The sequence below is a fragment of the Streptomyces sp. NPDC047917 genome, assembly GCF_043204345.1.
GTDB lineage: Bacteria > Actinomycetota > Actinomycetes > Streptomycetales > Streptomycetaceae > Streptomyces > Streptomyces sanglieri.
In genome coordinates this window covers 587682-613061 of record NZ_JBIDCA010000001.1, presented here as the reverse complement: position 1 = coordinate 613061, position 25380 = coordinate 587682, and the positions used below count along the sequence as shown (strand labels likewise).

General features: G+C 68.2%; 21 protein-coding genes and 1 tRNA gene. 13 read left to right on the top strand and 9 right to left on the bottom strand.

Annotated features, from left to right (window positions below):
* Positions 1 to 113: 113 nt before the first annotated feature.
* Positions 114 to 2735, bottom strand: coding sequence for an ATP-dependent chaperone ClpB (gene clpB / locus ACGF8B_RS02715; protein WP_392734088.1), 2622 nt, complete (start codon positions 2733 to 2735; stop codon positions 114 to 116).
* Between the two features lie 247 nt (positions 2736 to 2982).
* Here clpB and ACGF8B_RS02710 point away from each other — a divergent pair, with 247 nt between their 5' ends.
* Positions 2983 to 3387, top strand: a complete 405-nt coding sequence (locus ACGF8B_RS02710; protein ID WP_124719621.1) for a pyridoxamine 5'-phosphate oxidase family protein — start codon at positions 2983 to 2985, stop codon at positions 3385 to 3387.
* A gap of 116 nt (positions 3388 to 3503) precedes the next feature.
* Here ACGF8B_RS02710 and ACGF8B_RS02705 read toward each other — a convergent pair whose 3' ends face one another.
* On the bottom strand, positions 3504 to 3824 hold the full coding sequence (locus ACGF8B_RS02705; RefSeq protein WP_072487853.1) for a (2Fe-2S)-binding protein: 321 nt from the start codon (positions 3822 to 3824) through the stop codon (positions 3504 to 3506).
* Complete coding sequence (locus ACGF8B_RS02700; RefSeq protein WP_392734085.1) at positions 3821 to 4204, bottom strand: hypothetical protein; 384 nt, start codon at positions 4202 to 4204, stop codon at positions 3821 to 3823. Before ACGF8B_RS02700 ends, ACGF8B_RS02705 begins: the two co-directional genes overlap by 4 nt.
* A 128-nt stretch (positions 4205 to 4332) precedes the next feature.
* On the opposite strand from ACGF8B_RS02700, the gene ACGF8B_RS02695 reads away from it, so the two are divergent.
* Positions 4333 to 5319, top strand: coding sequence for a helix-turn-helix transcriptional regulator (locus tag ACGF8B_RS02695; RefSeq protein WP_392734083.1), 987 nt, complete (start codon positions 4333 to 4335; stop codon positions 5317 to 5319).
* A 316-nt stretch (positions 5320 to 5635) separates the two neighbouring features.
* Here the strand turns inward: ACGF8B_RS02695 and ACGF8B_RS02690 are convergent, their stop codons facing one another.
* From ACGF8B_RS02690 to dnaK, 4 genes are all read right to left on the bottom strand, one after another.
* Complete coding sequence (locus ACGF8B_RS02690) at positions 5636 to 6082, bottom strand: heat shock protein transcriptional repressor HspR (protein ID WP_072487850.1); 447 nt, start codon at positions 6080 to 6082, stop codon at positions 5636 to 5638.
* A 1-nt stretch (position 6083) separates the two neighbouring features.
* On the bottom strand, positions 6084 to 7271 hold the full coding sequence (gene dnaJ, locus ACGF8B_RS02685; RefSeq protein WP_266914963.1) for a molecular chaperone DnaJ: 1188 nt from the start codon (positions 7269 to 7271) through the stop codon (positions 6084 to 6086).
* A gap of 93 nt (positions 7272 to 7364) precedes the next feature.
* Positions 7365 to 8015, bottom strand: a complete 651-nt coding sequence (gene grpE / locus ACGF8B_RS02680; RefSeq protein ID WP_266914962.1) for a nucleotide exchange factor GrpE — start codon at positions 8013 to 8015, stop codon at positions 7365 to 7367.
* Positions 8012 to 9865: a molecular chaperone DnaK gene (dnaK, locus tag ACGF8B_RS02675; RefSeq protein WP_392734081.1), complete on the bottom strand. Its 1854-nt coding sequence runs from the start codon at positions 9863 to 9865 to the stop codon at positions 8012 to 8014. The genes grpE and dnaK overlap by 4 nt, the downstream gene beginning before the upstream one ends.
* A gap of 281 nt (positions 9866 to 10146) precedes the next feature.
* Between dnaK and ACGF8B_RS02670 the strand changes: the two genes are divergently transcribed.
* The 5 genes from ACGF8B_RS02670 to ACGF8B_RS02650 all read left to right on the top strand — a co-directional run bounded on the left by ACGF8B_RS02670 (position 10147) and on the right by ACGF8B_RS02650 (position 16271).
* Entirely contained in the window at positions 10147 to 10875 is a 729-nt protein-coding gene (locus ACGF8B_RS02670) for a sugar transferase (protein WP_392734079.1), read from the top strand.
* Between the two features lie 98 nt (positions 10876 to 10973).
* The gene (locus ACGF8B_RS02665) at positions 10974 to 13241 is read left to right on the top strand and encodes a (Fe-S)-binding protein (protein ID WP_392734078.1); all 2268 of its coding nucleotides are present in this window, start codon (positions 10974 to 10976) and stop codon (positions 13239 to 13241) included.
* Positions 13242 to 13442: 201 nt separating this feature from the next.
* On the top strand, positions 13443 to 14534 hold the full coding sequence (locus tag ACGF8B_RS02660) for a Yip1 family protein (RefSeq protein ID WP_392734076.1): 1092 nt from the start codon (positions 13443 to 13445) through the stop codon (positions 14532 to 14534).
* 175 nt (positions 14535 to 14709) lie between these two features.
* Entirely contained in the window at positions 14710 to 15117 is a 408-nt protein-coding gene (locus ACGF8B_RS02655) for a YciI family protein (protein WP_342282622.1), read from the top strand.
* 8 nt (positions 15118 to 15125) lie between these two features.
* Positions 15126 to 16271: an RNA polymerase sigma factor gene (locus tag ACGF8B_RS02650; protein ID WP_392734460.1), complete on the top strand. Its 1146-nt coding sequence runs from the start codon at positions 15126 to 15128 to the stop codon at positions 16269 to 16271.
* Between the two features lie 33 nt (positions 16272 to 16304).
* On the opposite strand, the gene ACGF8B_RS02645 is transcribed toward ACGF8B_RS02650, so the two are convergent.
* Both ACGF8B_RS02645 and dcd read right to left on the bottom strand, forming a co-directional pair.
* Positions 16305 to 16820, bottom strand: coding sequence for a phosphoribosyltransferase (locus tag ACGF8B_RS02645; RefSeq protein WP_392734074.1), 516 nt, complete (start codon positions 16818 to 16820; stop codon positions 16305 to 16307).
* A 13-nt stretch (positions 16821 to 16833) separates the two neighbouring features.
* Positions 16834 to 17409, bottom strand: coding sequence for a dCTP deaminase (dcd, locus tag ACGF8B_RS02640; RefSeq protein WP_072487843.1), 576 nt, complete (start codon positions 17407 to 17409; stop codon positions 16834 to 16836).
* A gap of 473 nt (positions 17410 to 17882) precedes the next feature.
* Between dcd and ACGF8B_RS02635 the strand changes: the two genes are divergently transcribed.
* The 6 genes from ACGF8B_RS02635 to ACGF8B_RS02610 all read left to right on the top strand — a co-directional run bounded on the left by ACGF8B_RS02635 (position 17883) and on the right by ACGF8B_RS02610 (position 25204).
* Positions 17883 to 17956, top strand: a tRNA-Gly gene (locus ACGF8B_RS02635).
* Between the two features lie 1002 nt (positions 17957 to 18958).
* The gene (locus ACGF8B_RS02630) at positions 18959 to 19342 is read left to right on the top strand and encodes a DUF6507 family protein (protein ID WP_392734072.1); all 384 of its coding nucleotides are present in this window, start codon (positions 18959 to 18961) and stop codon (positions 19340 to 19342) included.
* Positions 19339 to 21657: a hypothetical protein gene (locus ACGF8B_RS02625; protein ID WP_392734070.1), complete on the top strand. Its 2319-nt coding sequence runs from the start codon at positions 19339 to 19341 to the stop codon at positions 21655 to 21657. Before ACGF8B_RS02630 ends, ACGF8B_RS02625 begins: the two co-directional genes overlap by 4 nt.
* The gene (locus ACGF8B_RS02620; protein ID WP_392734068.1) at positions 21638 to 22285 is read left to right on the top strand and encodes a pentapeptide repeat-containing protein; all 648 of its coding nucleotides are present in this window, start codon (positions 21638 to 21640) and stop codon (positions 22283 to 22285) included. Before ACGF8B_RS02625 ends, ACGF8B_RS02620 begins: the two co-directional genes overlap by 20 nt.
* A 433-nt stretch (positions 22286 to 22718) precedes the next feature.
* A complete protein-coding gene (locus ACGF8B_RS02615) occupies positions 22719 to 24146 on the top strand; it encodes a DUF6177 family protein (protein WP_392734066.1) in 1428 nt (475 codons plus the stop codon).
* 842 nt (positions 24147 to 24988) lie between these two features.
* Positions 24989 to 25204 carry a DUF6243 family protein gene (locus ACGF8B_RS02610; RefSeq protein ID WP_392734064.1) on the top strand — a complete coding sequence of 72 codons (216 nt, stop codon included), beginning with the start codon at positions 24989 to 24991 and terminating at the stop codon, positions 25202 to 25204.
* Positions 25205 to 25380 lie beyond the last annotated feature (176 nt).

The following is a 25380-nucleotide window of genomic DNA, read 5'->3' as shown; positions in this document are numbered from 1 at the left end:
GCGGAATCACCGCGATGTCTCCCCTCCCGCACGGCGGCGCCGACGACAGGGCCCCGGCCGGGGACACCTGGGTCCTCCGGCCGGGGCCCGGCACCGATCGGGCCGGATGCCCGCTACGCGGCGCCGCCCGGAGCCGCCGCACCGGCGCCCGCGGTCACGGGGCCGACCAGCAGGTCGTCGCCGACCCGGTCCACCCGGACGGTGTCCCCGTCCTTCACCTCGCCGGACAGGATCTCCTTCGCCAGCCGGTCGCCGATCGCCGTCTGGATGAGGCGGCGCAGCGGCCGCGCCCCGTACGCCGGGTCGTTGCCCTCCTCGGCCAGCCAGGCCAGGGCGGCCGGGGTGACGTCGAGCGTGAGCTGCCGGTCGGCCAGCCGCTTGGCGAGCCGGTCGATCTGGAGCTTCGCGATGTGCGCGAGCTCGTCACCGGACAGGGCGGAGAAGACCACCAGGTCGTCGAGCCGGTTGAGGAACTCCGGCTTGAACGAGGCCCGTACGATTTCCAGGACCCGCTCCTTCTTCTCCTCGGGCTTGGTCAGGGGATCGACCAGGAACTGGCTGCCGAGGTTGGAGGTCAGGATCAGGATGGTGTTGCGGAAGTCCACCGTCCGGCCCTGCCCGTCGGTGAGCCGGCCGTCGTCCAGGACCTGGAGCAGGATGTCGAAGACCTCGGGGTGGGCCTTCTCGACCTCGTCCAGCAGCACGACGCTGTACGGGCGGCGGCGGACCGCCTCGGTGAGCTGGCCGCCCTCCTCGTAGCCGACGTATCCGGGCGGGGCGCCGACGAGCCGCGCCACGCTGTGCTTCTCGCCGTACTCGCTCATGTCGATGCGGACCATGGCCCGCTCGTCGTCGAAGAGGAAGTCGGCGAGCGCCTTGGCGAGCTCCGTCTTGCCGACACCGGTCGGGCCGAGGAAGAGAAACGAGCCGGTGGGCCGGTCGGGGTCGGCGATTCCGGCGCGGGTGCGGCGTACCGCGTCCGACACCGCCCGCACGGCCTCGCTCTGCCCGATCAGGCGCTTGCCGAGCTCGTCCTCCATGCGCAGCAGCTTCTGCGTCTCGCCCTCCAGCAGACGCCCGGCCGGGATGCCGGTCCAGGAGCCGACGACGTCGGCGATGTCGTCCGGGCCGACCTCCTCCTTGACCATCGTGTCCTTCGCGGCCTCCTGCTCGGCCTCGCTCGCCTCCGCCAGCTCCCGCTCCAGGCCCGGGATCTCCCCGTACAGCAGCTTGGAGGCGGTGTCGAAGTCGCCGTCGCGCTGGGCGCGTTCGGCCTGGCCGTGCAGCTCGTCGAGGCGCTCCTTCAGCTCACCGACGCGGTTGAGGCCCTGCTTCTCCTTCTCCCAGCGGGCGTTGAGGCCGCGCAGCTCCTCCTCCTTGTCGGCGAGGTCGCGGCGGAGCTTCTCCAGGCGCTGCCGGGAGCCGGGGTCGGTCTCGTTCTTGAGGGCCAGCTCCTCCATGTGGAGGCGGTCGACGGCACGCTGGAGCTCGTCGATCTCGACCGGCGAGGAGTCGATCTCCATGCGCAGCCGGGACGCCGCCTCGTCGACCAGGTCGATCGCCTTGTCGGGGAGGAAGCGGGAGGTGATGTAGCGGTCGGAGAGGGTCGCGGCGGCCACCAGCGACGAGTCCGCGATGGAGACCTTGTGGTGGGCCTCGTAGCGGCCCTTGAGCCCGCGCAGGATCGCGATGGTGTCCTCGACGCTCGGCTCGGCCACCAGCACCTGCTGGAAGCGGCGCTCCAGGGCGGGGTCCTTCTCGATCCGCTCGCGGTACTCGTCGAGCGTCGTCGCGCCGACCATGCGGAGCTCGCCGCGGGCCAGCATCGGCTTGAGCATGTTGCCGGCGTCCATGGCGGAGTCGCCGCCGGCGCCCGCGCCCACGACGGTGTGCAGCTCGTCGATGAAGGTGATGATCTGCCCGTCGCTCTCCTTGATCTCGGAGAGGACGGTCTTCAGCCGCTCCTCGAACTCGCCGCGGTACTTGGCGCCCGCGACCATCGCGCCGAGGTCGAGCGAGACGAGCCGCTTGTTCTTCAGGGACTCGGGGACGTCGCCCTTGACGATGCGCTGGGCGAGGCCCTCGACGACGGCCGTCTTGCCGACGCCGGGCTCACCGATGAGCACGGGGTTGTTCTTGGTGCGGCGGGAGAGCACCTGGACGACCCGGCGGATCTCCTGGTCACGGCCGATGACCGGGTCGAGCTTGCCCTCGCGTGCGGCGGCGGTGAAGTCCGTGCCGAACTTCTCCAGCGCCTTGTACTGGCCCTCCGGGTCGGGTGTGGTCACCCGGCGCCCTCCCCTGCTCTTCTCGAATGCGTCCAGCAGCCTCTTCGCACTGGCCCCCTGCCCACCGAGGATCTCACCGGCGCGGCCGCCCTCGGCCGCGATGCCGATCAGCAGGTGCTCGGTGGAGATGTAGTCGTCGCCGAGCTCCTTCGCGCGCTGCGCGGCGTCGGCGATGACGGCGAGCAGCTCGCGGTTGGGCTGCGGCGGGGCGACGGTGGACCCGGTGACGCTGGGCTGGGCGCCCAGCAGCCGCTCGGTCTCGGTGCGTACGGCGATCTGGTCGGCCTCGACGGCGGCGAGCAGATCGGTGACGTTCTCGTTGTCCTCGCCCGCGAGGAGGGCGAGCAACAGATGCCCGGGGGTCAGATCGGGGTGCCCGTCCTTCACGGCCCTGCTGGTGGCCGCGTTGATGGCGTCCCGGCTCTTGTTGGTCAGCTCGGCGTCCACGTGCGCTTTCTCCTCCTTCTTGCGGTGACTGCCCTCTCGACAACACTGACTAGGTCGACGTGCGTAAAGTTGAGTCTACCCCACTCAAGCCAAAATTGAGTCCACTCCGCTCAACTTGCGGCCGGGAGTCGTCCCGGGTCCGGTTCCACCGATTCCGGTGCTTCGAGTGAACCGGCCGCCCCGGCCCTCCGCCACCGCAGCGGGGGCGGCGGACCGGGCCCCCGCCCGCGCTGCCTACGCTGTCCACATGGCAGTCGACGTGACGAATCCCGGCCCCGAGTACCTCGCCTTCTGGCGCGCGCGGCATGTGTGCACCCTGACCACGCCCCGCCCGGACGGCACGCCGCACGTGGTGCCGGTGGGCGTGACGTACGACCCCGAGACGAGGCTGGCGCGGGTCATCACCGGAAAGAACACCAGGAAGGCCGCCAACGTGCTGGCCGCGGGCCCGGACGGGGCACGGGTCGCGGTCTGCCAGATCGACGGGCGCCGCTGGGCGACGCTGGAGGGGCGCGCGACGGTGCGCACGGAGCCGGAGGCGGTGGCCGACGCGGTACGCCGCTACGCGGAGCGCTACGAGCGCACGCCGGCGCCCAACCCGGACCGGATCGTCATCGAGATCGCCGTCGACCGGGCGCTCGGCAGGGCCTGAGCACGGCTTCGGACCGTACCCGGCCGGGAAAAGCACAACGGCGCCATCGTGTTCAGGTCACGATGGCGCCGTTGTGTGGGGGAGTGACTGAGCGACATGTAACGACGGGGGATCGCTCAGGCACTGCGGGGGGTGGCGGAAATAGTCTCTGGCTCGAACAGCTGGTGGTCACGCCGGTCGAGGTTGACGAAAATCATGTCGTACCGGATCGCACAGCGAACGGGCTGCGGGGCTCCACGCGGCTTGCGGAGGCATCGGTAGGCACGTACTTCGTCGTCTTCTTCACGTGCGACAACGATGGGGTCGCCGAACAGAGTGACCATCAACGAGTCGCCACAGTGGGGGATGGCGGTGACGAGATCGATGAAATGCCAGCCTGATCGGTAGGCCGTGGCCATCTCGCGCCGGAAGGTCCGGTCGTCCGGCGGGATGGTCATGCGCCCGGCTGGACCGTGGCGGAGCCGATACGGGCGGGCGAGACCCAGCCGATGTCGGACGACTCGGCGGGGGCGACCCAACCGATGTCGGACGACTTGGCAGGCGCGACCCAGCCGATGTCGGACGACTTGGCAGGTGCGACCGGCCACCCGATGTCACCGTCGGCCGCGGCCTGGACGACCCAGCCGATGTCGGACGACTTGCCGGGGGCGACCGGCCACCCGATGTCACCGTCGGCTCCGGCCCGGACAGTCCACCCGATGTCGCCACCGGCAACACTGTCCTCGCTCCAGCCAATGTCGCTGCCGCCCAGCAGCCCGATGCCCAGGGCCGCGACGAACGAGACGGCAAGCGCCGAGCGATGCATTCGCTTATACATAGTCGGCTTCGTCCTCACTTGTGGATTCTTCTCCCCCGCACCTAAGACGATGTCTCACCTGGGCACGCGAGCACCACTGAGTAGATGCATCATGTTCCTGCATGTTCAGGAACCTGGGGGGTGACGATATGACCACAAGCAACACAAAGCCGACACATTCTCATGGGATCACCGAACTGTGCGACGCGGGGGCACGCCTTTACGCCAGCGCTTTGCGGTTGGGACGCATTGCCCGCGCCGAAGTGGAACCGGCGCCCTGCCTGATGGAGTTCGCGCTGCTGCATCCCGATCCGGACGACCCGGACTGGCTCCGGCCTGTTCCGCCGACCACCGCGCTCGCGCAGCATCTGCATCCCATCGAGCGGGAGATCCTGGAGCGGCGCCGGCACTCGGTCGAACTGACGGAGTCGTTCGAGCCATTCATGGACATCAGCACTCTGGGGCCGCCCAGCACCCACGCCATCACCGTGCTGGAGGGCGAGAACCGGATCAACGCGGCCCTCGATCTCGCCACCGCGGAGTGCCGCGCCGAAGTGCTCACCGTCCAGCCCGGCGGCGGCCGGGCCGAGCATCGTTTCAGCAAGTCGCTGCAACGCGGCCTGTCCGTGGTCCACCGCGGCGTCAGCATGCGCACCCTCTACCAGCACACCGCGCGCCACAGCCCCAGCACGCTCGCGTACGCGGAACGCATGACCGACGACAACGTGGAGATACGCACGCTCGAAGAGCTGATCGGCCGCCTGATCGTGTTCGACCGGACCGTCGCCTTCATCCCGGCCAGCGACGACGACCAGGTGGCCCTGGAGCTCCGCCATCCCGGGCTCGTGCAGTACCTGGTCAACGTGTTCGAGCAGTTCTGGACGAGGGCTGCTCCGCTGCGGGAGGAAGTCAAGTACGAACCGACCTCCCTGGGCATCAGCGGGGTTCAGCGCTCCATCGCCCAGCTCCTCGTGGAGGGCCACGTGGACGACTCGATCGCCCGCAGACTCGGCATGAACGTCCGTACCTGCCGCGCCCACGTCGCCAAGCTCGCCGCCGCACTCGGCAGCAGCAGCCGGGCCCAGCTCGGCTACCTGATAGCGCGGTCGGGAATCCTGGAGGAGGAGCAGAGCTGACCGGGCCCCGCACAGCACACGCACCACACACGGCACACACGACGCACGGCACTCGCACCACACACGGCGCGCACGACGCACGGCACGGCCGTACACCGCACCACACCCACGCACCGCAACCGCGCACCACACCGCGCAGCGCAGCACGGCACCGCACACACCTGCGTACGGCAAAGGGCCGGGGAACCGACCCGTAAGTCGGCACCCCGGCCCTTCACCGTCAGCTCGGCCAGTCAGCCCTTCACCGTCAGCCCGGTCCGTCAGCCCGGTCCGTCAGCCCGGCCCGGCAGCCCGGTCCGTCGACTCGCCACCCGGCTCAGTCCTTCGGCCGCTTCGGCCGCCAGACCACCAACGCGCTGGTCTGCTGGACGTCCTGATACGGCACCAGATCGCGCCGGTAGGAGGCGTGCACCTGGGCCTCCCGCTGCTGCATGGCCTGGGCCGCGCCGTCCACCGCCGCCGACAGCTCGGCGACGCGCTGCTGGAGCGCGGCGACCTGGTTCTCCAGCTCGATGATGCGCTTGATGCCGGCGAGGTTGATGCCCTCGTCCTGCGACAGCTGCTGCACGGTGCGCAGCAGCTCGATGTCGCGGGCCGAGTAGCGCCTGCCGCGCCCGGCCGTGCGGTCGGGCGAGACGAGGCCGAGACGGTCGTACTGGCGCAGTGTCTGCGGGTGCAGGCCCGAGAGCTGGGCCGCGATCGAGATCACGTACACCGGGGATTCGTCGGTCAGTTCGTACGGATTGCGTCGTCGGCCGTCCACCTCAAGCTCCCTTCGCTGCCTGGAACAGCTCCGCCCGCGGGTCCTGGCCCGCGGTCGCCTTCCGGTAGGCCTCCAGGGCGTCCCTGGCCTCGTTGCTGAGGTCGCCCGGCACCTTCACCTCGACGGTGACCAGCAGGTCGCCCCGGGTGCCGTCCTTGCGTACGGCGCCCTTGCCGCGGGCGCGCATCGTACGCCCGTTGGGAGTGCCGGCGGGCAGCTTCAGCGTGACCGGCGGGCCGCCGAGCGTGGGCACCTTCACCTCGCCGCCGAGCGCCGCCTCCGTGAAGTCGACGGGCACGGTGACCGTGAGGTTGTCGCCCTTGCGGCCGAAGACCGGGTGGGCGTCGACGTGGACCACGACGTACAGATCGCCGGCCGGTCCACCGCGTTCGCCCGGGCCGCCCTTGCCGCGCAGCCTGATCCGCTGGTTGTCCGAGACGCCCGCCGGAATCCTGACCTGCATGGTCTTGGAGGACTTCGCCCGCCCGCTGCCCTTGCAGACGTCGCACGGGTCCTGGGCGATGAGGCCCCGGCCCTTGCAGTCCACGCAGGGGTCGGTGAGCGAGAAGCCGCCGCCGGTGCCGCGCGACACCTGGCCGGTGCCGAGACAGGTCGGGCAGACCCTGGGGGTGCCGTTCTTGTCGCCGGTGCCGGAACAGGCCTTGCAGGGCGCCTGGCTGGACATCCGCAGCGGGACCGTGGCCCCCTCGACCGCCTCGGTGAAGCTGAGCGTCACCTCGGACTCGATGTCCTGGCCGCGCCGCGGCTGCACCCGCGTCCCCGTGCCGCCCCGGTTGAACAGGCCTCCGAAGACATCGCCCAGACCGCCGCCACCGCCGAACCCGCCGGCCGCGCCGCCCTGGCCCCCGCCCTGGGTGCCTCCGAAGAGGTCGCCCAGGTCGAAGTTGAAGTTGCCTCCGGCGCCGCCGGGTCCGGCCCGGAAGCCGCCGTTGCCGAAGAGTGCGCGCGCCTCGTCGTACTCCTTGCGCTTCTTGCTGTCACCGAGGACGTCGTTCGCCTCGGAGATCTCCTTGAAGCGCTCCTCGGCCTTGTCGTCGCCCTTGTTGGCGTCCGGGTGGAACTCGCGGGCGAGCTTCCGGTACGCCTTCTTGATCTCGGCGTCGGTGGCGTCCTTGGGGACGCCGAGGACCTTGTAGTAGTCCTTCTCGACGAAGTCCTTCGTGCTCATCGACGTCCCTCCTTCCGGACGATCGGCCATGCGACCGGCCCGTGGGCCGGTCGCATGGCCGGGCGGTGGGCCACGAGGTGGTCGGACGGAATGTCAGACCTCCTCGGTGCCACCGCTCTCCTCGTCGGTTGCCTTCTCTTCCTTCGCTGCGGCCGGCGTCGCGCCCGGCTGGGGCTCGGCCACCGCCACCCGCGCGGGGCGGATGGTGCGCTCGCCGATCCGATACCCCGGCTGCAGGATCGCCACGCAGGTCGTCTCGGTGACGTCCGGCGCGTACGAGTGCATCAGGGCTTCGTGGATCGTCGGGTCGAAGGGCTCGCCCTCCTTGCCGAACTGCTGCAGGCCCAGCTTGGCGACGACCGTCTCCAGAGACTCGGCCACCGACTTGAACCCGCCCACGAGCTCGCCGTGATCGCGGGCCCGGCCGACGTCGTCGAGCACGGGCAGGAGCTCGGACAGGAGACCCGCGACTGCGATCTCCTTGACCGTGGCCCGGTCCCGCTCGACGCGGCGGCGATAGTTCTGGTACTCGGCCTGGAGCCGCTGGAGGTCGCCCGTGCGCTCGTTGAGCGCGGTGCGGACCTGGTCCAGCTGGGCCGTCAGGCCGACTGTCTGTACTCCGTCCCCGGCCGGGGACGCCCCCTCCTCCGAAGAGGAGGCGGCGTCCTTCGGCTCAGCTCCGTCAGGGGTGGCGCCGGAGGGGACGTCGGGCTTCTCCTCGAAACCCGGAGTCTCCTCGGTCACACCGCACCGCCCTTGGCGTCCTTCTCGTCGTCCACGATCTCGGCGTCGACGACATCGTCATCGGCCTTGGCCTGCTGGGCACCCGGCTGCGGGTCGCCCTGCGGAGCGCCGTCGGTCTGGGCGTTGGCGTACATCGCCTGGCCGAGCTTCTGCGAGACGGCCGCGACCTTCTCGGTGGCGGTACGGATCTCGGCGGTGTCCTCGCCCTTGAGCTTCTCCTTCAGCTCGGTGAGCGCGGTCTCCACCTCCGTCTTCACGTCGCCGGGGACCTTGTCCTCGTTGTCCTTGAGGAACTTCTCCGTCTGGTAGACGAGCTGCTCGCCCTGGTTGCGCGACTCGGCGGCCTCGCGGCGGCGGTGGTCCTCCTCCGCGTACTGCTCGGCCTCCTCACGCATCCGGTTGACCTCGTCCTTCGGCAGCGAGGAGCCGCCGGTGACGGTCATCTTCTGCTCCTTGCCGGTGCCGAGGTCCTTGGCGGCGACGTGCATGATGCCGTTCGCGTCGATGTCGAACGCGACCTCGATCTGCGGGACGCCACGCGGGGCCGGCGGCAGGCCGGTCAGCTCGAACATCCCGAGCTTCTTGTTGTACGCCGCGATCTCGCGCTCGCCCTGGTAGACCTGGATCTGCACGGACGGCTGGTTGTCCTCGGCCGTCGTGAAGATCTCGGACCGCTTGGTCGGGATCGTGGTGTTGCGCTCGATGAGCTTGGTCATGATGCCGCCCTTGGTCTCGATACCGAGGGACAGCGGGGTGACGTCGAGGAGCAGGACGTCCTTGACCTCACCCTTGAGGACACCGGCCTGGAGCGAGGCGCCGATGGCGACGACCTCGTCCGGGTTCACGCCCTTGTTGGCCTCCTGGCCACCGGTCAGCTCCTTGACGAGCTCGGCGACGGCCGGCATACGGGTGGAGCCACCGACGAGAACGACGTGGTCGATCTCGGAGAGCTGGATGCCCGCGTCCTTGATGACGTTGTGGAACGGGCTCTTGCAGCGGTCCAGGAGGTCGGCCGTGAGCTGCTGGAACTGCGAGCGCGTGAGCTTCTCGTCCAGGTGCAGCGGGCCCTCGGCGGACGCCGTGATGTACGGCAGGTTGATCGAGGTCTCCGTCGAGGACGACAGCTCGATCTTCGCCTTCTCCGCGGCCTCGCGCAGACGCTGGAGAGCCATCTTGTCCTTGGACAGGTCCACGCCGTGCCCGTTGGCGAACTGCTTCACCAGGTAGTCGACGACGCGCTGGTCCCAGTCGTCACCACCGAGGTGGTTGTCACCGTTGGTGGCCTTCACCTCGACGACGCCGTCACCGATCTCCAGGAGCGACACGTCGAAGGTGCCGCCACCGAGGTCGAAGACGAGGATCGTCTGGTCGTCCTTGTCGAGGCCGTACGCCAGCGCGGCGGCGGTCGGCTCGTTGACGATGCGCAGGACGTTCAGGCCCGCGATCTCGCCGGCCTCCTTGGTCGCCTGACGCTCGGAGTCGTTGAAGTACGCGGGGACGGTGATGACCGCGTCGGTCACCTTCTCGCCCAGGTACGACTCGGCGTCGCGCTTCAGCTTCTGCAGGATGAAGGCGCTCATCTGCTGCGGGTTGAAGCTCTTGCCGTCCAGGTCGATCTTCCAGTCAGTGCCCATGTGGCGCTTGACGGAGCGGATGGTCCTGTCGACGTTGGTCACTGCCTGGCGCTTGGCGACCTCGCCGACCAGCACCTCGCCGTTCTTCGCGAAGGCGACGACGGACGGCGTGGTCCTGGCGCCCTCTGCGTTGGTGATGACGGTGGGCTCGCCGCCTTCGAGAACGCTGACGACGGAGTTAGTCGTGCCCAGGTCGATGCCGACCGCACGTGCCATTTCAATTCCTCCAGCTTGACTACTTGAGTGGATCTGACTCAAGGATGCACGACCCCCGCCTCACTGTCAACAGACCTGAGTCGAGGCGACTCAACTATCGTGCAGAGGCTCCGCGCGCGCCGCCATTTCCCGGGGTTGCGGCCCGATCGCGCACGACACCCCCGCCCCCGGGCGATGCAGCCCTTCCCCATCATCGCCCCGTGGGATCGTTCTGTCACAAAATGCCGCGAGCCACGCAAAACCGGCACTCGGTCCGCCGCGAACCCAGGCAGGTGCGAACGATGCAGACACAGAGACAGAGGAGAGACGCGAGGCGGTACGGGCCGCCACCGAGCCGGAGCGCGAGGCGGTACGGGCCGCCACCGGCCCTGTCGGCGGTACGCGCACGAGTACGGCGGTGGGAGCCCCCGCCGGCCAAGCGCGTACTGGACCTGACCCTCGGCTCGGCCCTCCTGACCCTGGCCTCCCCGCTGCTCGCCGCGGGCGCCGTCGCCCTCGCGGCGCGGCGACCCCCGGGCGGCGTACTGACCCGCTCCCCGCGGGTCGGCCTGGACGGCCACGTCTTCGTACTGCGCTCACTGCGCACCCGGCGACTACGGCTGGACCTGCTCTCCCGGCTGCCGCACGTCGTCCGGGGGGACCTCTCCCTGGTCGGCCCGGAACCCCTGGCGCCGGACGACCCGCGGGCCGGCACCGACCCCGCCGGAGCCCCCGCCTCCCCGGGCGCGAGACACTGGCGGCAGGAACTGAAACCGGGCCTCACCGGCCTGGCGCAGATCCGCTCCCGCTCCGGGATGCCGTGGGACGAGCCCGCCCTGCTGGACCAGCACTACGCCGAGCACCACGGGGTACGGGTGGACCTGGCCATCCTGGCGAGCGCCGTACACGCTCCGCTGCGCGAGGCGGCCCGAGGGCTCGCCCTGCGCGGCAAGGCACGCCTGAGCGACACAGATCACCGCCTCTCCGGCTACAGCACGGCGGAAGAAGTGGGTAGTGTCGGCACAGACTGATTAAGTTACTGCTTAGTAATCACTGATAATCGCCAGTACCCGTCTCATCGACGCTGGATCCGACCCTCCCCACCCTCGCAGGCCCGAGGAGCCCTCAAATGCAACTCGCCGCGATCATCGTGTCGCTGGTTCTGATCGTGGTCGGCGTGGCCCTGTTCGTCCGCGCCCTCCTGCAGATCTACAACTTCATGCGGCTCGGCCAGAACGTGCCAGCGGGCACCCGCACGGACGAACCCGCACAGCGCACCGTCACCGTGGCCAGGGAATTCCTCGGTCACACCCGGATGAACCGCTGGGGCATCATCGGTGTCGCGCACTGGTTCGTGGCGGTGGGCTTCTTCTCCCTGCTCCTGACGATCGTCAACGCCGTCGGCCAGCTCTTCAAGGCCGACTGGATCCTGCCGGTCATCGGCGACTGGGCGCCGTACAACGTCTTCGTCGAGTTCATCGGCACGATGACCGTGCTCGGCATCCTGACCCTGATCGTGATCCGCCAGCTGGCCCATCCGCGCAAGCCGGGCCGCAAGTCCCGATTCGCCGGGTCCAACTTCGGCCAGGCGTACTTCGTCGAGGCCGTCATCCTCATCGTCGGCGTCTGCATCTTCATGCTGCACGCCCTCGAAGGCGCCCAGCACCACGTCGCCGGCTACGAGTCCTCCTTCTTCATCTCGTACCCGGTCGTCAGCTGGCTGGAGGGCATGGACGTCTCCACCCTCCAGAACCTCACCTACTTCTTCGCCGGCCTGAAGATCGCGACCTCCTTCATCTGGATGATCACGGTCGCGCTGAAGCAGGACATGGGTGTCGCCTGGCACCGCTTCCTGGCCTTCCCGAACATCTGGTTCAAGCGCAACGCCAAGGGCGAGACCTCGCTCGGCGAGCTGCTGCCGATGACCTCCGGCGGCAAGGAGATCGACTTCGAGGACCCGGGCGAGGACGACGTCTACGGCGTCTCGCAGATCGAGCACTTCTCCTGGAAGGGCCTGCTCGACTTCTCCACCTGCACCGAGTGCGGCCGCTGCCAGTCGCAGTGCCCCGCCTGGAACACCGGCAAGCCGCTCTCCCCCAAGCTCCTGATCATGTCCCTGCGCGACCACGCGCACGCCAAGGCCCCGTACCTGCTGGCCGGCGGCGGCAAGGACATGGAGGGCAACGAGAAGGCGACCGAGGAGCAGCTGAAGGACGTCCCGGCCGCCGCTCTCGCCGAGGCCGAGCGCCCGCTGATCGGCACGGCCGAGGAGAACGGCGTCATCGACCCGGACGTGCTGTGGTCCTGCACCACCTGCGGTGCGTGCGTGGAGCAGTGCCCGGTCGACATCGAGCACATCGACCACATCGTCGACATGCGCCGCTACCAGGTGATGATCGAGTCCGCGTTCCCGTCCGAGGCGGGCACGATGCTCAAGAACCTGGAGAAGAAGGGCAACCCCTGGGGCCTGGCGAAGAAGCAGCGCGTCGAGTGGACCAAGGAGGTCGACTTCGAGGTCCCGATCGTCGGCAAGGACGTCGAGGACCTCACGGAGATCGACTACCTGTACTGGGTCGGCTGCGCGGGAGCTCTCGAAGACCGCGCCAAGAAGACGACGAAGGCCTTCGCGGAGCTGCTCCACATCGCGGGCGTCAAGTTCGCGATCATGGGCGGCGACGAGAAGTGCACCGGTGACTCGGCCCGCCGCCTCGGCAACGAGCCGCTGTTCCAGCAGCTCGGCCAGGAGAACGTCGCGATGCTGAACATGGCGTTCGGCGAGGATGACGAGGACGAGGCGACCAGGAAGCCGAAGTCGTCGAAGAAGATCGTCGCGACCTGTCCGCACTGCTTCAACACCATCGCCAACGAGTACCCGCAGCTCGGCGGCGAGTACGAGGTCATCCACCACACCCAGCTGCTCCAGCACCTCATCGACGAGGGCAAGCTGATCCCGGTGACCCCGGTCGAGGGCCTGATCACGTACCACGACCCCTGCTACCTGGGCCGTCACAACAAGATCTACACCCCGCCGCGCGAGATCATCGCGAAGGTCCCGGGCCTCCGCAACGAGGAGATGCACCGTCACAAGGAGCGCGGCTTCTGCTGCGGGGCCGGCGGTGCCCGGATGTGGATGGAGGAGCGGATCGGCAAGCGCATCAACAACGAGCGCGTCGACGAGGCCCTCTCCCTCAACCCCGACATCGTCTCCACCGCCTGCCCGTTCTGCCTGGTCATGCTGACCGACTCGGTCAACGGCAAGAAGAACGAGGGCAAGGCGAAGGAGTCGATCCAGGTGGTCGACGTCTCGCAGCTGCTGCTGGACTCCGTGAAGACCCCGGCCGACCCGGCCGGGGAGGCGGAGTCTGCGGACGCGCCGGAGCCCGAGCCGGTGAAGTGACCCGGTAGACCGCACGACGGAAGCGGCCGGACCTGCCCAGGGGCGGGACCGGCCGCTTCCGCTTTCCATCCGCGACTCCCCCGACGCCCTGGGGAGTTCCCCCCGGGGTTCCCCTAGGGGATGTCACAGCTCGGCGGCAATGGCGGGCAGGTTCCCCAGGCCCCCTGACCGCACCGGCCCGGACCAGGTACGTTCGATGACGTGGCTGGATTCAGGATCGGACGCGGCCGGGACAACCGCACCCCGCAGCAAGCGCAACAGCAACCGCGGCAGCAGCCGTACGGCACACAGGAACCACCGCCGTACGGTCAACAGCCCTGGCCGCCGGCAGGAGGCAACACAGCCCCGCCCCCGTACAACAACGGAGGCAACGGCGGCCACGGCAACGGCGGCTACAACGGCGGCGGCCAGGGCGGCGGCTACAACGGCGGCCACGGCAACGGCGGCTACAACGGCGGCGGCCAGGGCGGCGGCTACAACGGCGGTCACGGCAACGGCGGCTACAACGGCGGCGGTCACGGCGGTGGCTACAACGGCGGCCAGGGCGGCGGCCACGGCGAACCGGAGTACTTCGGTGACCCGTACCAGCAGCCTCAGCATCCCCACCAGCCCCAGAACCCCCACGGTTCCCCGCAGCACGGCGACCCGTACGCCAACGCCCCCGGCCACACCCAGGCATTCAGCATCGGCGAGGACCCGTACGGCCCCGGCGACACCTACCGCGCCGGCCAGGCCCCCGCCCAGCCCTCGGGCCCCCGGCTGCCGTGGAAGCAGCTGCTCAGCGGCATCGTGCTCCGCCCGGGACCGACGTTCTGGCAGATGCGCGACTACCCCGTCTGGGGTCCGGCGCTCATCGTCACGTTCCTGTACGGCCTGCTCGCGCTCTTCGGCTTCGACCAGGCCCGGGACGACGCGATCCACGCGACGATCTCCACGGCGGTGCCCTACGTCGTCATCACGGGCCTCGGCTTCGTCATCGGCGGCCTGGTTCTCGGCGCGGTCACGCACACGCTCGCCCGCCAGCTGGGCGGCGACGGCGCGTGGCAGCCGACGGTGGGCCTGTCCATGCTGATCATGTCGATCACGGACGCGCCCCGCCTGATCTTCGCGGTCTTCCTCGGCGGCGAGAACTCCCTGGTCCAGATCCTCGGCTGGATCACCTGGCTGGCCTCGGCCGCGCTGTTCACCTCGATGGTGAGCAAATCGCACGACCTGCCCTGGCCGAAGGCACTGGGCGCGTCCGCGATCCAGCTGATCGCCCTGCTGTCGATCATCAAGCTGGGCACCATCTGACGCCCGCCCGCGCACACCCCGAAACCCCCGGCGCCTCCCGTGCGCCGGGGGTTTCGGAGTTCCCGGGCGAATAATTTCGAAATGCATGGGCGCGTGATGTCGAGAACCCGTGGCGTGCTCCGTCCCCGTGGTGAGCGCGACCACAATGGTCCGCACCAACACCGAGGAGACCACGATGGCCAAGTACCTGCTTCTCAAGCACTACCGCGGCGCTCCGAGCGCGGTGAACGATGTCCCCATGGACCGGTGGACGCCGGAGGAGATCTCCGCGCACATGCAGTACATGAACGACTTCGCGGCCCGGCTGGAGAAGACCGGCGAGTTCGTCGACGCCCAGGCGCTCGCCCCCGAGGGGACCTTCGTCCAGTACGACGGCGAGGGCCGCCCGCCGGTCACCGACGGCCCGTTCGCCGAGACCAAGGACCTCATCGCCGGCTGGATGGTGATCGACGTCGACAGTTACGAGCGCGCCGTCGAGCTGGCCGGGGAGCTGTCGGCGGCCCCCGGGGCGGGCGGGAAGCCGATCCACGAGTGGCTGGAGCTGCGCCCGTTCCTGACCGCGATGCCCACCATCACCGAGTGACCTCCCCGATGAACGAGGCCCTTCTCAGAAGCCTCACACCGGGCGTGCTCGGGATCCTCGTCCGCCGCGGAGCCGACTTCGCGGCGGCCGAGGACGCCGTGCAGGACGCGCTGGTCGAGGCGGTCCGCGTCTGGCCGGCCGACCCCCCGCGCGACCCGAAGGGCTGGCTGATCACGGCGGCCTGGCGCAAGTTCCTCGACGCGAGCCGGGCGGAGACCGCCCGCCGCCGGCGCGAGGACCTCGTCGACGAGGAACCGGCGCCCGGCCCCGCGCCCTCGGCGGACGACACGCTCCGGCTCTACTTCCTGTGCGCCCACCCGTCGCTGACCCCGTCGTCCGCCGTCGCGCTCACCCTGCGCGCCGTCGGCGGCCTCACCACGCGCCAGATCGCCCGGGCCTACCTGGTGCCCGAAGCGACCATGGCGCAGCGCATCAGCCGGGCCAAGCGCACCGTCTCGGGCGTGCGGTTCGACCGGCCCGGCGATGTCGCCACCGTGCTGCGCGTCCTCTACCTGGTCTTCAACGAGGGCTACTCCGGCGACGTGGACCTCGCCGCCGAGGCGATCCGGCTCACGCGGCAGCTCGCGGCCGCGATCGACCACCCCGAGGTGTCGGGGCTGCTCGCCCTCATGCTGCTCCACCACGCCCGGCGCGCCGGGCGGACCGCACCGGACGGCAGCCTGGTCCCGCTCGCCGAGCAGGACCGCACCCGGTGGGACACCGGGGCGATCGCCGAGGGCGTCGAAATCCTCCAGGCGGCCCTCGCCCGCGACCGGCTGGGCGAGTTCCAGGCCCAGGCCGCCGTCGCGGCCCTGCACGCCGACGCGCCCACCGCCGAGGAGACCGACTGGGTGCAGATCGTCGAGTGGTACGACGAGCTCGCCCGCCTGACCGACAACCCGGTCGTCCGCCTCAACCGCGCGGTGGCCATCGGCGAGGCCGACGGACCACGCGCCGGGTTGGCAGCACTCGCGACGCTGGACGACTCGCTGCCCCGCCACACCGCGGCGGCGGCCTACCTCCACGAACGGGCCGGCGACCTGACGACAGCGGCACGCCTCTACGCGGAGGCGGCCGAAAAGGCGCCCAACCACCCCGAACGCGACCACCTCACCCGCCAGGCAGCCCGCCTCAACACCCAGAAACGCCACTGACGGTCCCGCATCCGGGCCTGCCCCGTCCGGGGCTCAGGCGTCGAGAACCTGCCCGCTGCGCCGTACGACGGGCTTGTCCACACTCCACGGGAAGTTGATCCAGCGGTCGGTCTTCTTCCACACGTATTCGCACTTCACCAGCGAATGCGACTTCTCGTAGATGACCGCGCTGCGGACCTCGGCGACATGATCGATACAGAAATCACGCACCAGCTTCAGCGTCTTCCCGGTATCGGCGACATCGTCGGCGATCAGGACCTTCTTGTCCGAGAAGTCGATGGCATTCGGAACGGGCGCCAGCATCACCGGCATTTCCAGGGTGGTGCCCACCCCGGTGTAGAACTCCACGTTCACCAGGTGAATGTTCTTGCAGTCCAGCGCGTAGGCCAGCCCGCCGGCGACGAATACCCCGCCCCGCGCGATGCTGAGCACCACATCGGGCTCGAACCCGTCGTCCGCCACGGTCTGCGCCAGCTCACGCACGGCGCGGCCGAACCCCTCGTAAGTGAGGTTCTCCCGCACATCGTCCACGTTCGTTCCGCCGCTCATGGTCATCCCGTCGTCACACCTGGGTCCGGTGGAAGTTCATGAAGGAACGCGACGCGGTCGGCCCGCGCTGGCCCTGGTACCGCGACCCGTACCGCTCGGAGCCGTACGGGAACTCCGAGGGCGAGCTCAGCCGGAACATGCACAGCTGCCCGATCTTCATGCCCGGCCACAGCTTTATCGGCAGCGTCGCCAGATTCGACAGCTCCAGCGTCACGTGCCCGGAGAAACCGGGGTCGATGAACCCGGCGGTCGAATGCGTGACGAGCCCGAGCCGCCCCAGCGAACTCTTGCCCTCCAGCCGCGACGCGAGATCGTCGGGCAACGAAATGACTTCGTACGTCGAAGCGAGCACGAACTCACCGGGGTGCAGGATGAACGCCTCGTCGCCGTCCGGCTCGACCATGCGAGTCAGATCGGCCTGCTCGACGGCCGGATCAATATGCGGATAGCGGTGGTTCTCGAACACCCGGAAGTAGCGGTCGAGCCGCACATCGATGCTCGAGGGCTGCACCATCGACGCGTCGAACGGATCAATGCGCACACGTCCGGCGTCGATCTCGGCCCGGATGTCCTTATCTGAGAGAAGCACGCCCCGAGGATACGCAGAACGCGCGGGCCCACCCCAATCCGGGACCACCCCGCGCGCCTGCCACCGCCTCTGCCGCCGCTACCGCCGCTCGGACACCACGGGCACGGCATGCCGCAACCGCGCACAACGCGGACAGCGAATAAGCCGCCCGGGACCGATCCGCCCGGACCCGAGCTGCTGCATCGGGAACGAAGCGGTAGCGAAAACGTGCCCTTCGGCACAGCGGACGACGGTGCGCTCCATGGAGTCCATCAAGTCCCTTCCCCAACAAGCCTTGGACGAGAAAGCCACATTAGGGGATGAACGGGACGTCACTCCAGGCGGCACTCCGACCCCCACGCTACGCCCCCAACTCCCGCCCACGGCACACCCATCCACTCTCCCCCACAACGAAAAGGCCCCACGGCTCAAACGCCGGGGACCTGGCATGGGGTACAGTATGGGACGGTAGACGCCGCTCAGCGGCACACCTCGCGGGTGTAGTTTAATGGTAGAACATGAGCTTCCCAAGCTCAGAGCGCGAGTTCGATTCTCGTCACCCGCTCCATGATGAAGGCCCTGGTCAGAGACCAGGGCCTTGTTTGTTGTCTGAGACCTGCTCCATGCGTCGCGTGCCATATCCGTGCCAGATGCCCAGTGGTCCGCCGCTGTGCGCCCAGCCCGTACGAGCTGGTCGACGATCCGTGTCCGAGTACTGATCGGCAGTGTGGCGCTGGACCGGGCAGAGAGGGTCTGGCCTGTGAGCCGCGGGACTCCCTCCTCCGCCACGAACAGCAGCCCGTCAGGCTCTTCCTCCGCGAACCGGTCGAGGAGCCGCGCCGAGCTCCCTGCGGAGGATGGCCGGAAAGTGGATCGCGAGGACATCCATTGTCGACTTGGTGTCGCCCTCGCCACCAGCCCCGGAGCAGCCTTGGCGAACCGTCCGGCGAGCGGGGCGTGAGCTCCGAACTCCGGCGCAAGGCCATCTGCCCTTCGGAGCGCATCGGCCCGCAGGCGCGGAAGCAGCCAATCAGCCGCCGCCGGCCCAAGGCCTTGTCAAGCTGGCGGAACAGGACCTGCCCAAGTGCATGGGCCGGCTCCCGCCGAGGTCAGCGGCCATATCGCCCCTGCCGAGCGCGGCTGCTCATCTGTCTGGCCGAGCCGAACTTTGCCGCAACTGCATTGCGGTGGCTGATTCCATAATGAATACCACTGCTACGGTAAAAGGTATGTGGACGTTCCTCTATCCACTTTGCAAGTGGTAATGCGCTATTGATGGACATGACACACCGGTGCAAGCCGTGGTGATCGGACGGCGGGCCCTGGGAAGCGACGGTGTCCAGCTCGTGAAGTGCGGTGTGATCAAGCGGTGTTGACCGGACCGATGACTGACACGAGATAGCGACCGAGACCTGCCTGATCATCGCGCGCTCGACGTTGGGGTACAACGACGGCACGGCGCACCAGGCGCCGGTCAGGGCCACGGCCGCCGTCGAGGCAATCGGCGGACGCCGGGGCACTGGGCGGACGCCGGGGCACTGGAAAGAGACGATTACGGAGCGGGGGGACCGTGTCCAAGTGGGACATCAAGCCGGATGGCGTTCGTGGAGTCCTGAGCAGGACAGCCGAGGTCGGCGGCGAGTTCGAGGAAGAGTTCACGTCGTACGGCGAGGGCTTGCTGGGCGCCGCGACGTGTGCGGGGACGATGGTTCTGGGCGGGACCGAAATTCCCAGAGGGGGCGCGTTCGGCCCCGTGGCTCAGGCGTTGCAAGAGTTCCAGGAGCATACGAACGGCGAATTGAAATTTCTTGCTGTTCGGACGGGGAAATCCATCACCGGGGCGCGCCTGGCCACTGAGGAGTACATCAAGGGCGATCTGGAGATGGCAAGGAACAAGCAGGAGGAGTACTCCAAGGCTCCGACCCCGGAAGAATTGAAGGGTCTCAAGAAATGATTGACCTGGAGAAGATACCGACCTTCACGGGCGATCTGGATGCCTTGGAGACGCAGGCGACTTCACTGAAGTCGACTGCCTCCAGCATTCGCGGTACGGGCAAGGACACTCACAACGCTTTCCAAGCATTGGACGCGGTCTATGACGCCCCCGAGCAGGAGGAGTTGCTCAATTCGACCGTCCCGGTGCGGGACAAGGCGGATGAGTTCGCGAAAAAGCTGGAGTCTGTCAGTGGTGCGTTGACCGAGTTCGCGTCGACCGCCCGTCCGCTGGTGAACAAGATGAAGCATCTCCGCGAGGATGCGGAGAAATTCGTCGCGGAGAACAAGGAAGACGACGACTGGCAGAAGGACCAGGACAAGATCGACGAGAACGCGCGTCTTGTCCGTGAGGTCGGCACGACATGGGTGGCGTTCCAGGGCGTTGAGCGTGATGCGGCCAACAAGATCACTTCATTGGTGGGCGGTACGCGCTTCGTTGTTGATGACGGCTCACACAAGGCCGGCATGTACGGCTTCAAGGAAAGCGACGTCAAGGACGCCAAGGAAACACCTTGGGGGACGGCCGACGAGCGTGAGTACACGGGCCTACGGGCTGCATGGGAGTGGACGAAGGGTCATGTCGGCGGTGGGCTGAAGGGGTTCTTCGTCGACGGTGTCTGGGGCACGATCAAGGGCCTGGGCAGCATGGTCAACGTGTTCGACTGGGACAATTTCAAGAACACCTGGTCGGGCATCGGTAGCGTCTTCGGCGGGATCAGCGCCTACCTCATCACGCCCTACGACTGGGCGATGGACAAGATGTTCGGCCCGGTCGACCACAGCGACCGTGAACAGCAAAAGGCAGCTCTGCGTAACTTCGGTAAGTCGCTGGTCGCTTGGGACGAGTGGGACAAGGATCCTTCACGGGCGTTCGGGGCGGTGCTCTTCAACGGTGCGACGCTCGGTTCAGGCTCGTTACTCAAGCTCGGCAAGGCCGGAAAGCTGGGTGTGGGCGCGGAGGCTGTGACCGCGCTGGGCAAGGCCGGCGCGCTCGTCGACCCGATGAGTTACCTCGGCAAGGCGGCGGGTGTCACCAAGCTGAAGGTCGGCGACTTCATGGAGGGCCTGAAGGCCAGCCAGGCAGGCATCGACGACATGGCTCGCAGCGCGCCCACCGGGACTCCGCCTCACGCAGGCGGAGTGGACGCGCCCCCCGGCCATGAGTACGTCGACCACACGGGCAAGAAGCGCATCATCGGCGATGATGCGTACATCAGGGACGAGCACGGCAACGTCGTTCCTGATACTCAACCCGTCCGGGAGCCACACAAGGACAACCTGCCCAACACGCACGAGACCACCCCCGTCAAGGAGAAGGTGCTTGAGGGCGCGGGCGGGCCCAGCCATGCGGAGAACTCGGCGGGCCACCCGACCGGCTCGGCGCACCCTGGAGACGGGGCACACCCGACGGGTGACAGTGGCACGCACCACACACCGTCCACGGGCGGCCACGCCGCGGACTACCCGACGACCGGTGACGGCTCGGGCAGTGGCGTGGGTTCGCGCGCGCCTTCCGGCGGCGGTGGCCATGGCGAAGCCCCGGGTACGGGCACGCGCGGCCACTCGGAAAGCACTCATGGCGGCGACGGAGCCCACAGCGGCGACGCAGGTGGCGGCCCTGCGTCCGGCTCTGCCGATCATGGATCCGGTGACGGTGCCGATGGCCAGGTGGAGAAGCACACGCCTGGCACGGAGACGCAGGAGCACGGGGGAACAGGAACATCGGATGCTTCGGGTGAGACAGGCACGACGCCCGGCGATCGTGCGAACGAGCCGATTCCGGAGCTGACGGCGGAGCAAAAGGCAGCGCACTGGGGCCATCTAGAAGACGTGGAGAAGCGGGCTCCAGAAGAATTCGACCATCTGAAGCACGACCCGGATCACAAGAATCAGATCGATGAAAAATCGATGGATGAGGCCCGGGTCGGCCTCGACCTTCGGGAGAGCGGACGTCTCCCGAAGGACATCCGCCGACCGGAAGCCGATATGGGCGAGTTCTATTCCGAAACCACCGGCGAGTATTATGACATCAAGGGCGTCCACTCCGACTATCCTCCCTTCAATAATGTGCGCGACAAGTCCCAGCCGTTCAAGGGTGCGTACGACCCGGCCCATAATGAGGCATGGGTCAACAAACAACTGGTGAAGCAGATCGAAAAGCGCGGACGTATAGTAATTATTGACATCCGGAATGCAAATCAAGCGGCAATCGACAGCGTCAGGGCAACTGTTGAAAGCCGCGGTTGGGGAGATCGTGTCATCTGGTATCCGTAAGAACTGGAAGCCGAACGTGCTCCCCACTGATCCGGACGCCACACGGCAACTGCAGGAATGGCTAGCCTCGAGTGAGTACAACCTCAACGGGATGGGCCGTGACTTCCGGGGCGCCGACCTCTCGGGCGGAGACTTCTCGAATGCATGGTTCACCGACGCAATCCTGGTAGGCGTACGACTTGCCAGCACGTCCTTCTATCGGGCCGACCTTCAGTCGGCCGATCTGACCGGAGCGGATCTGACCGGAGCTGATCTCGTCAGGGCGAACCTGGACGAGGCGGTGCTCCGATCAGCGCGGCTCGACGGAACGGACTTGGTCCGGGCTTCGCTGTGCGATGTCGACGCGTCGGGAGCGAGCTTCCGCAGAGCACGGTTCCTCGGTGCTTCGCTGATCGACACCGACATGAGGGGAGCAGACCTGACCGATGCTGTCCTTGACGAGAACTTCTTCGAGATCAAAGTCGACGACACTACAGTGGTGCGTGGCCTGACGGGTACCGTTTTCGGGCCGATCACTGTCTTCAGCGGCGAATCATCCCAAGAGCTGGCCGGCGCAGAACTCGAGGCATGGATCGGTGCACGAGGCGGACAAGTACGAGTGATTCCTCCGCGTCGCCCATCACAATAGGGCCTGGCGGCCTATTAGCCGGAATCCACGAATTCTGCAGCAGGTGACTGGTTTTCGCTGATCTGCCGATTCCTCTGGTTTCGAAGTCGAGCGGCTCTTCAGGCGGCTCGTCGGCGACGAACGCAGAGGATCCAGTAGCCGTCCCATGCACTGCCATCGTGAATTGTGCGACACAGATTTCGGCGGTCAGCCGACGGACGACATCGACGACGTGATCCACGACGCGCTCGAACGTCCCTGCTGCACCGGCCCTGTGCCCCTGACCTCGTTGCCTTGATGAACGGCCCCGGTGCGCCCGAGATCGGGCGGTTGTCGGCTTGCCTGGTGCTGACGGCCTGGGACCAGGCAGTGGGATACGGAACGGTGATCCGTGCTGCCGCGGAAGGCGGCAGCAAGACGACAGCCGACCACGCATGATCGGAGAATACTTCGCATGACCAAGGACGTGATCGCGCTCACCGAGCGTGTACCGGACGCGCTGAGCGTGCTGGCGGGCCTGCTCGCGGGCGGCCCGGACCTGCGGGTCGAGGCTGCCGGCGAGGGTGCCGTGGTCCAGCTGTGTGATGCCGAGGGTCGTCCACTCGTCTCGATCGAGGTGCCGCTGCTGCTCCAGGTGCGAGGGGAGGCGGCCCGGTTGCTGGGGCCCGGTGCCGAGGTGCCCGGCGACGGCCCGGCGTGGTGGGTCGAGGCCCGCGCAGCCGCGGGGGTTCCCCAGGCCGAACAGCTCGCGGGTGCCTTCGCAGCACGGCTGACCATGCTTCTGGGCGGCAGAATTTGGCCGCCGGATGCCCCCGGCACCGTCGGTGCAGCCAGCCCGGTCGATGTCTCCGGTATCACCGCCGTACCGGCCCCCGCCGCTGCCCAGCCGGCCGTCGACATGCTCACCGGCAAGGCCGCCATCGTCCTTCAGGACCGGCCGGTCGTCCCCATGACGAGCTGGCTCTCCGAGGCACTGCGGGCCACCGTGGACAGCGACCGGTCCCTTCAGATCGTCACCCCGCCGCACTGCCGTCTCTCCCTGCCCACCCGCATGCTGCTGCAGTCCACATCCTCGCGCTGGGTGGTCCAGGACGAACGGTGCGGCTACTACGACGGGCTGACCGGCGCGGTACTGCGCTGGCAGAACGACACCTTCTCCCCGGATAGGGACGAGAACGGTGAGACCCCGGTGGCGGACGCCTTCGCAGAGGTTCGGCCCAGCGGCGAGTGTCAGCTCATCCTTTCCTTCCGCACCCTGCACCCTCCCAGAGCGGACCTCGTTCTCGGCGGCGCGCTGGAAGCCGCCTGGCAGGCGATCACCGGCGCTCCCCCGGCCGGCTGGGGAACATCGGAACCTGCCGGTCTGACCTGGTCGAGGCGTCAGCTGACCGAGCTGGCGTACGAGCGTGCCCCGCAGCCCACCTGGACGGTGGTCGTCGGCGCCCCGGACCGTCCCGCCCTCGCCACTCTGCGCGTGATCCGCACACCGGAAGGCGTCGAGGAGGACATCACCCTCACAGTGGGCTACGGGAACGATGAGAAGCCGCCCCTGGAAGCACTGCCGGAACTGGCCGACGACCTGGTGACCCGGCACGGACTGAAGACCATGCTGTGCCAACTCCGCGCGGCACGCCAAGACCTGAGCGCCCCACCCCACTTCGAACACCCACCACTGCCCTACGCCTTCGCACTGGGCCCCACGGAGGTCCGGGAGGCAGGGCACGACACCGCGAGCAGAACACCACTCAAGGAACACCCGGTGCGACTGGGGCCGAACGCCCGACCCGGCTTCTACTACCCACTCGGCGACGGAGAGACCGCCGAGAGCTGGCACGCGCTTGAACAGCTGATGCGCCATTTGCGAGGTGCACCGCCCGCCTGAGCAGTCACGCCCGTACAACTGGCAACTGGGCATCCCGCCCCACCACACCCCACCGGGCAAGCTGGCTTCCTTCCCGGGGGCCTTCGCCGACGCCGCACAGTAGGCCGTGCCACAACGTGCCAGAAGGGGCGGTGAACAGCGGTCACCAAAGGACAGCCGACGCTTATCAGGACAGGTCCGCCGACACTCGTTCCCGCAGATCAGACACCGTGAGCAAGGCGCGGTACCAGGTGATTCCCAAGCTCAGAGCGCGAGTTCGATTCTCGTCACCCGCTCCATAATGAGGGCCCTGGTTGAAGACCAGGGCCTTGTTTATTGTCTAGACCCCTTTGGCGCGTGCCATTCACGTGCCGTGACTGCCTTGGTCTCGCCTCAACCTCAAACCTCCTGACAGGCAGTCGCGCACTCCGGCAGTCCGTTTCGCTTGTCGGGTCGGTCATGGGTAGGCCGATGGCTCGGCTGCCGCGTCGGTGTGCGCCGGGTTCCACGGATCCGGTGCTCATGTCGCCGGTGCGCTCGCGACCACTGACCACGCCCCGGGACAGGCCCACCAACGTCCATCTGGGCCTACCCTGGCACGCGGCGACCACCGGCGGGTGCTGAGATTCCTGGGAGGAAACGGCTGACCCAGGGGCGCTCACCGCAAGCCCGGCCGACGCCGGGGCGGCGAAATGCTTGGCGTGCGGGGCCGACGGAACCGGGTAACGTCTTTGTCGTGTTCTTCCAGACATCGATTTACGAGTGAGAGCGTGATGGGCCCCTGCTGACGTCCCTCGACGTCGCCGCGCCCGTCCCCCACCGATGAATCCGTTAGATCACTTCACATCATTCCGGGAGAACCCATGACCGTGAGCAAGAACATCAACAACCCCGTGGGCATGGGCGGCGGCCAGCGCAAGCGGCTGTCCCGCGCCGAACGGCAGAACAATGGTCCGCACCGCAACCTCGACCGCAAGGGTGCCGCTGACCGGAAGGCGGAGCTGGTGCGCAAGATGCGTGAGAAGGCAGGCACGGCCGAGAGCGCCGGGCAGACGAGCGACGACACCGCACAGAGCTGACGCGCCGCCGCCGCAGGGCGGCGGCACCGCACGGGGCAGGGCCCGGGACCGCGACGTATGGTCCGGGCCCTGCTGCCGTTGCTGGGGCTCTGCGTCCGTACCGGGCGAGGCCGGTCCCGCTGTCGGCGTCCGTGCCGGACCGGATGGCCGACCCACGTGCCGAGTGGCGCGCCATG

Excerpts from the sequence above, each read along its gene's own strand:
- dnaJ (WP_266914963.1), bottom strand. The coding sequence starts at position 7,271 with ATGAGCACGAAGGACTTCGTCGAGAAGGACTACTACAAGGTCCTCGGC.
- ACGF8B_RS02645 (WP_392734074.1), bottom strand. The coding sequence starts at position 16,820 with ATGAGCGGCGGAACGAACGTGGACGATGTGCGGGAGAACCTCACTTAC.
- ACGF8B_RS02650 (WP_392734460.1), top strand. The coding sequence starts at position 15,126 with ATGAACGAGGCCCTTCTCAGAAGCCTCACACCGGGCGTGCTCGGGATC.
- ACGF8B_RS02665 (WP_392734078.1), top strand. The coding sequence starts at position 10,974 with ATGCAACTCGCCGCGATCATCGTGTCGCTGGTTCTGATCGTGGTCGGC.
- dnaK (WP_392734081.1), bottom strand. The coding sequence starts at position 9,865 with ATGGCACGTGCGGTCGGCATCGACCTGGGCACGACTAACTCCGTCGTC.
- ACGF8B_RS02710 (WP_124719621.1), top strand. The coding sequence starts at position 2,983 with ATGGCAGTCGACGTGACGAATCCCGGCCCCGAGTACCTCGCCTTCTGG.
- ACGF8B_RS02700 (WP_392734085.1), bottom strand. The coding sequence starts at position 4,204 with ATGTATAAGCGAATGCATCGCTCGGCGCTTGCCGTCTCGTTCGTCGCG.
- ACGF8B_RS02670 (WP_392734079.1), top strand. The coding sequence starts at position 10,147 with ATGCAGACACAGAGACAGAGGAGAGACGCGAGGCGGTACGGGCCGCCA.
- ACGF8B_RS02610 (WP_392734064.1), top strand. The coding sequence starts at position 24,989 with ATGACCGTGAGCAAGAACATCAACAACCCCGTGGGCATGGGCGGCGGC.
- ACGF8B_RS02615 (WP_392734066.1), top strand. The coding sequence starts at position 22,719 with ATGACCAAGGACGTGATCGCGCTCACCGAGCGTGTACCGGACGCGCTG.
- ACGF8B_RS02705 (WP_072487853.1), bottom strand. The coding sequence starts at position 3,824 with ATGACCATCCCGCCGGACGACCGGACCTTCCGGCGCGAGATGGCCACG.
- ACGF8B_RS02695 (WP_392734083.1), top strand. The coding sequence starts at position 4,333 with ATGACCACAAGCAACACAAAGCCGACACATTCTCATGGGATCACCGAA.
- ACGF8B_RS02655 (WP_342282622.1), top strand. The coding sequence starts at position 14,710 with ATGGCCAAGTACCTGCTTCTCAAGCACTACCGCGGCGCTCCGAGCGCG.
- ACGF8B_RS02625 (WP_392734070.1), top strand. The coding sequence starts at position 19,339 with ATGATTGACCTGGAGAAGATACCGACCTTCACGGGCGATCTGGATGCC.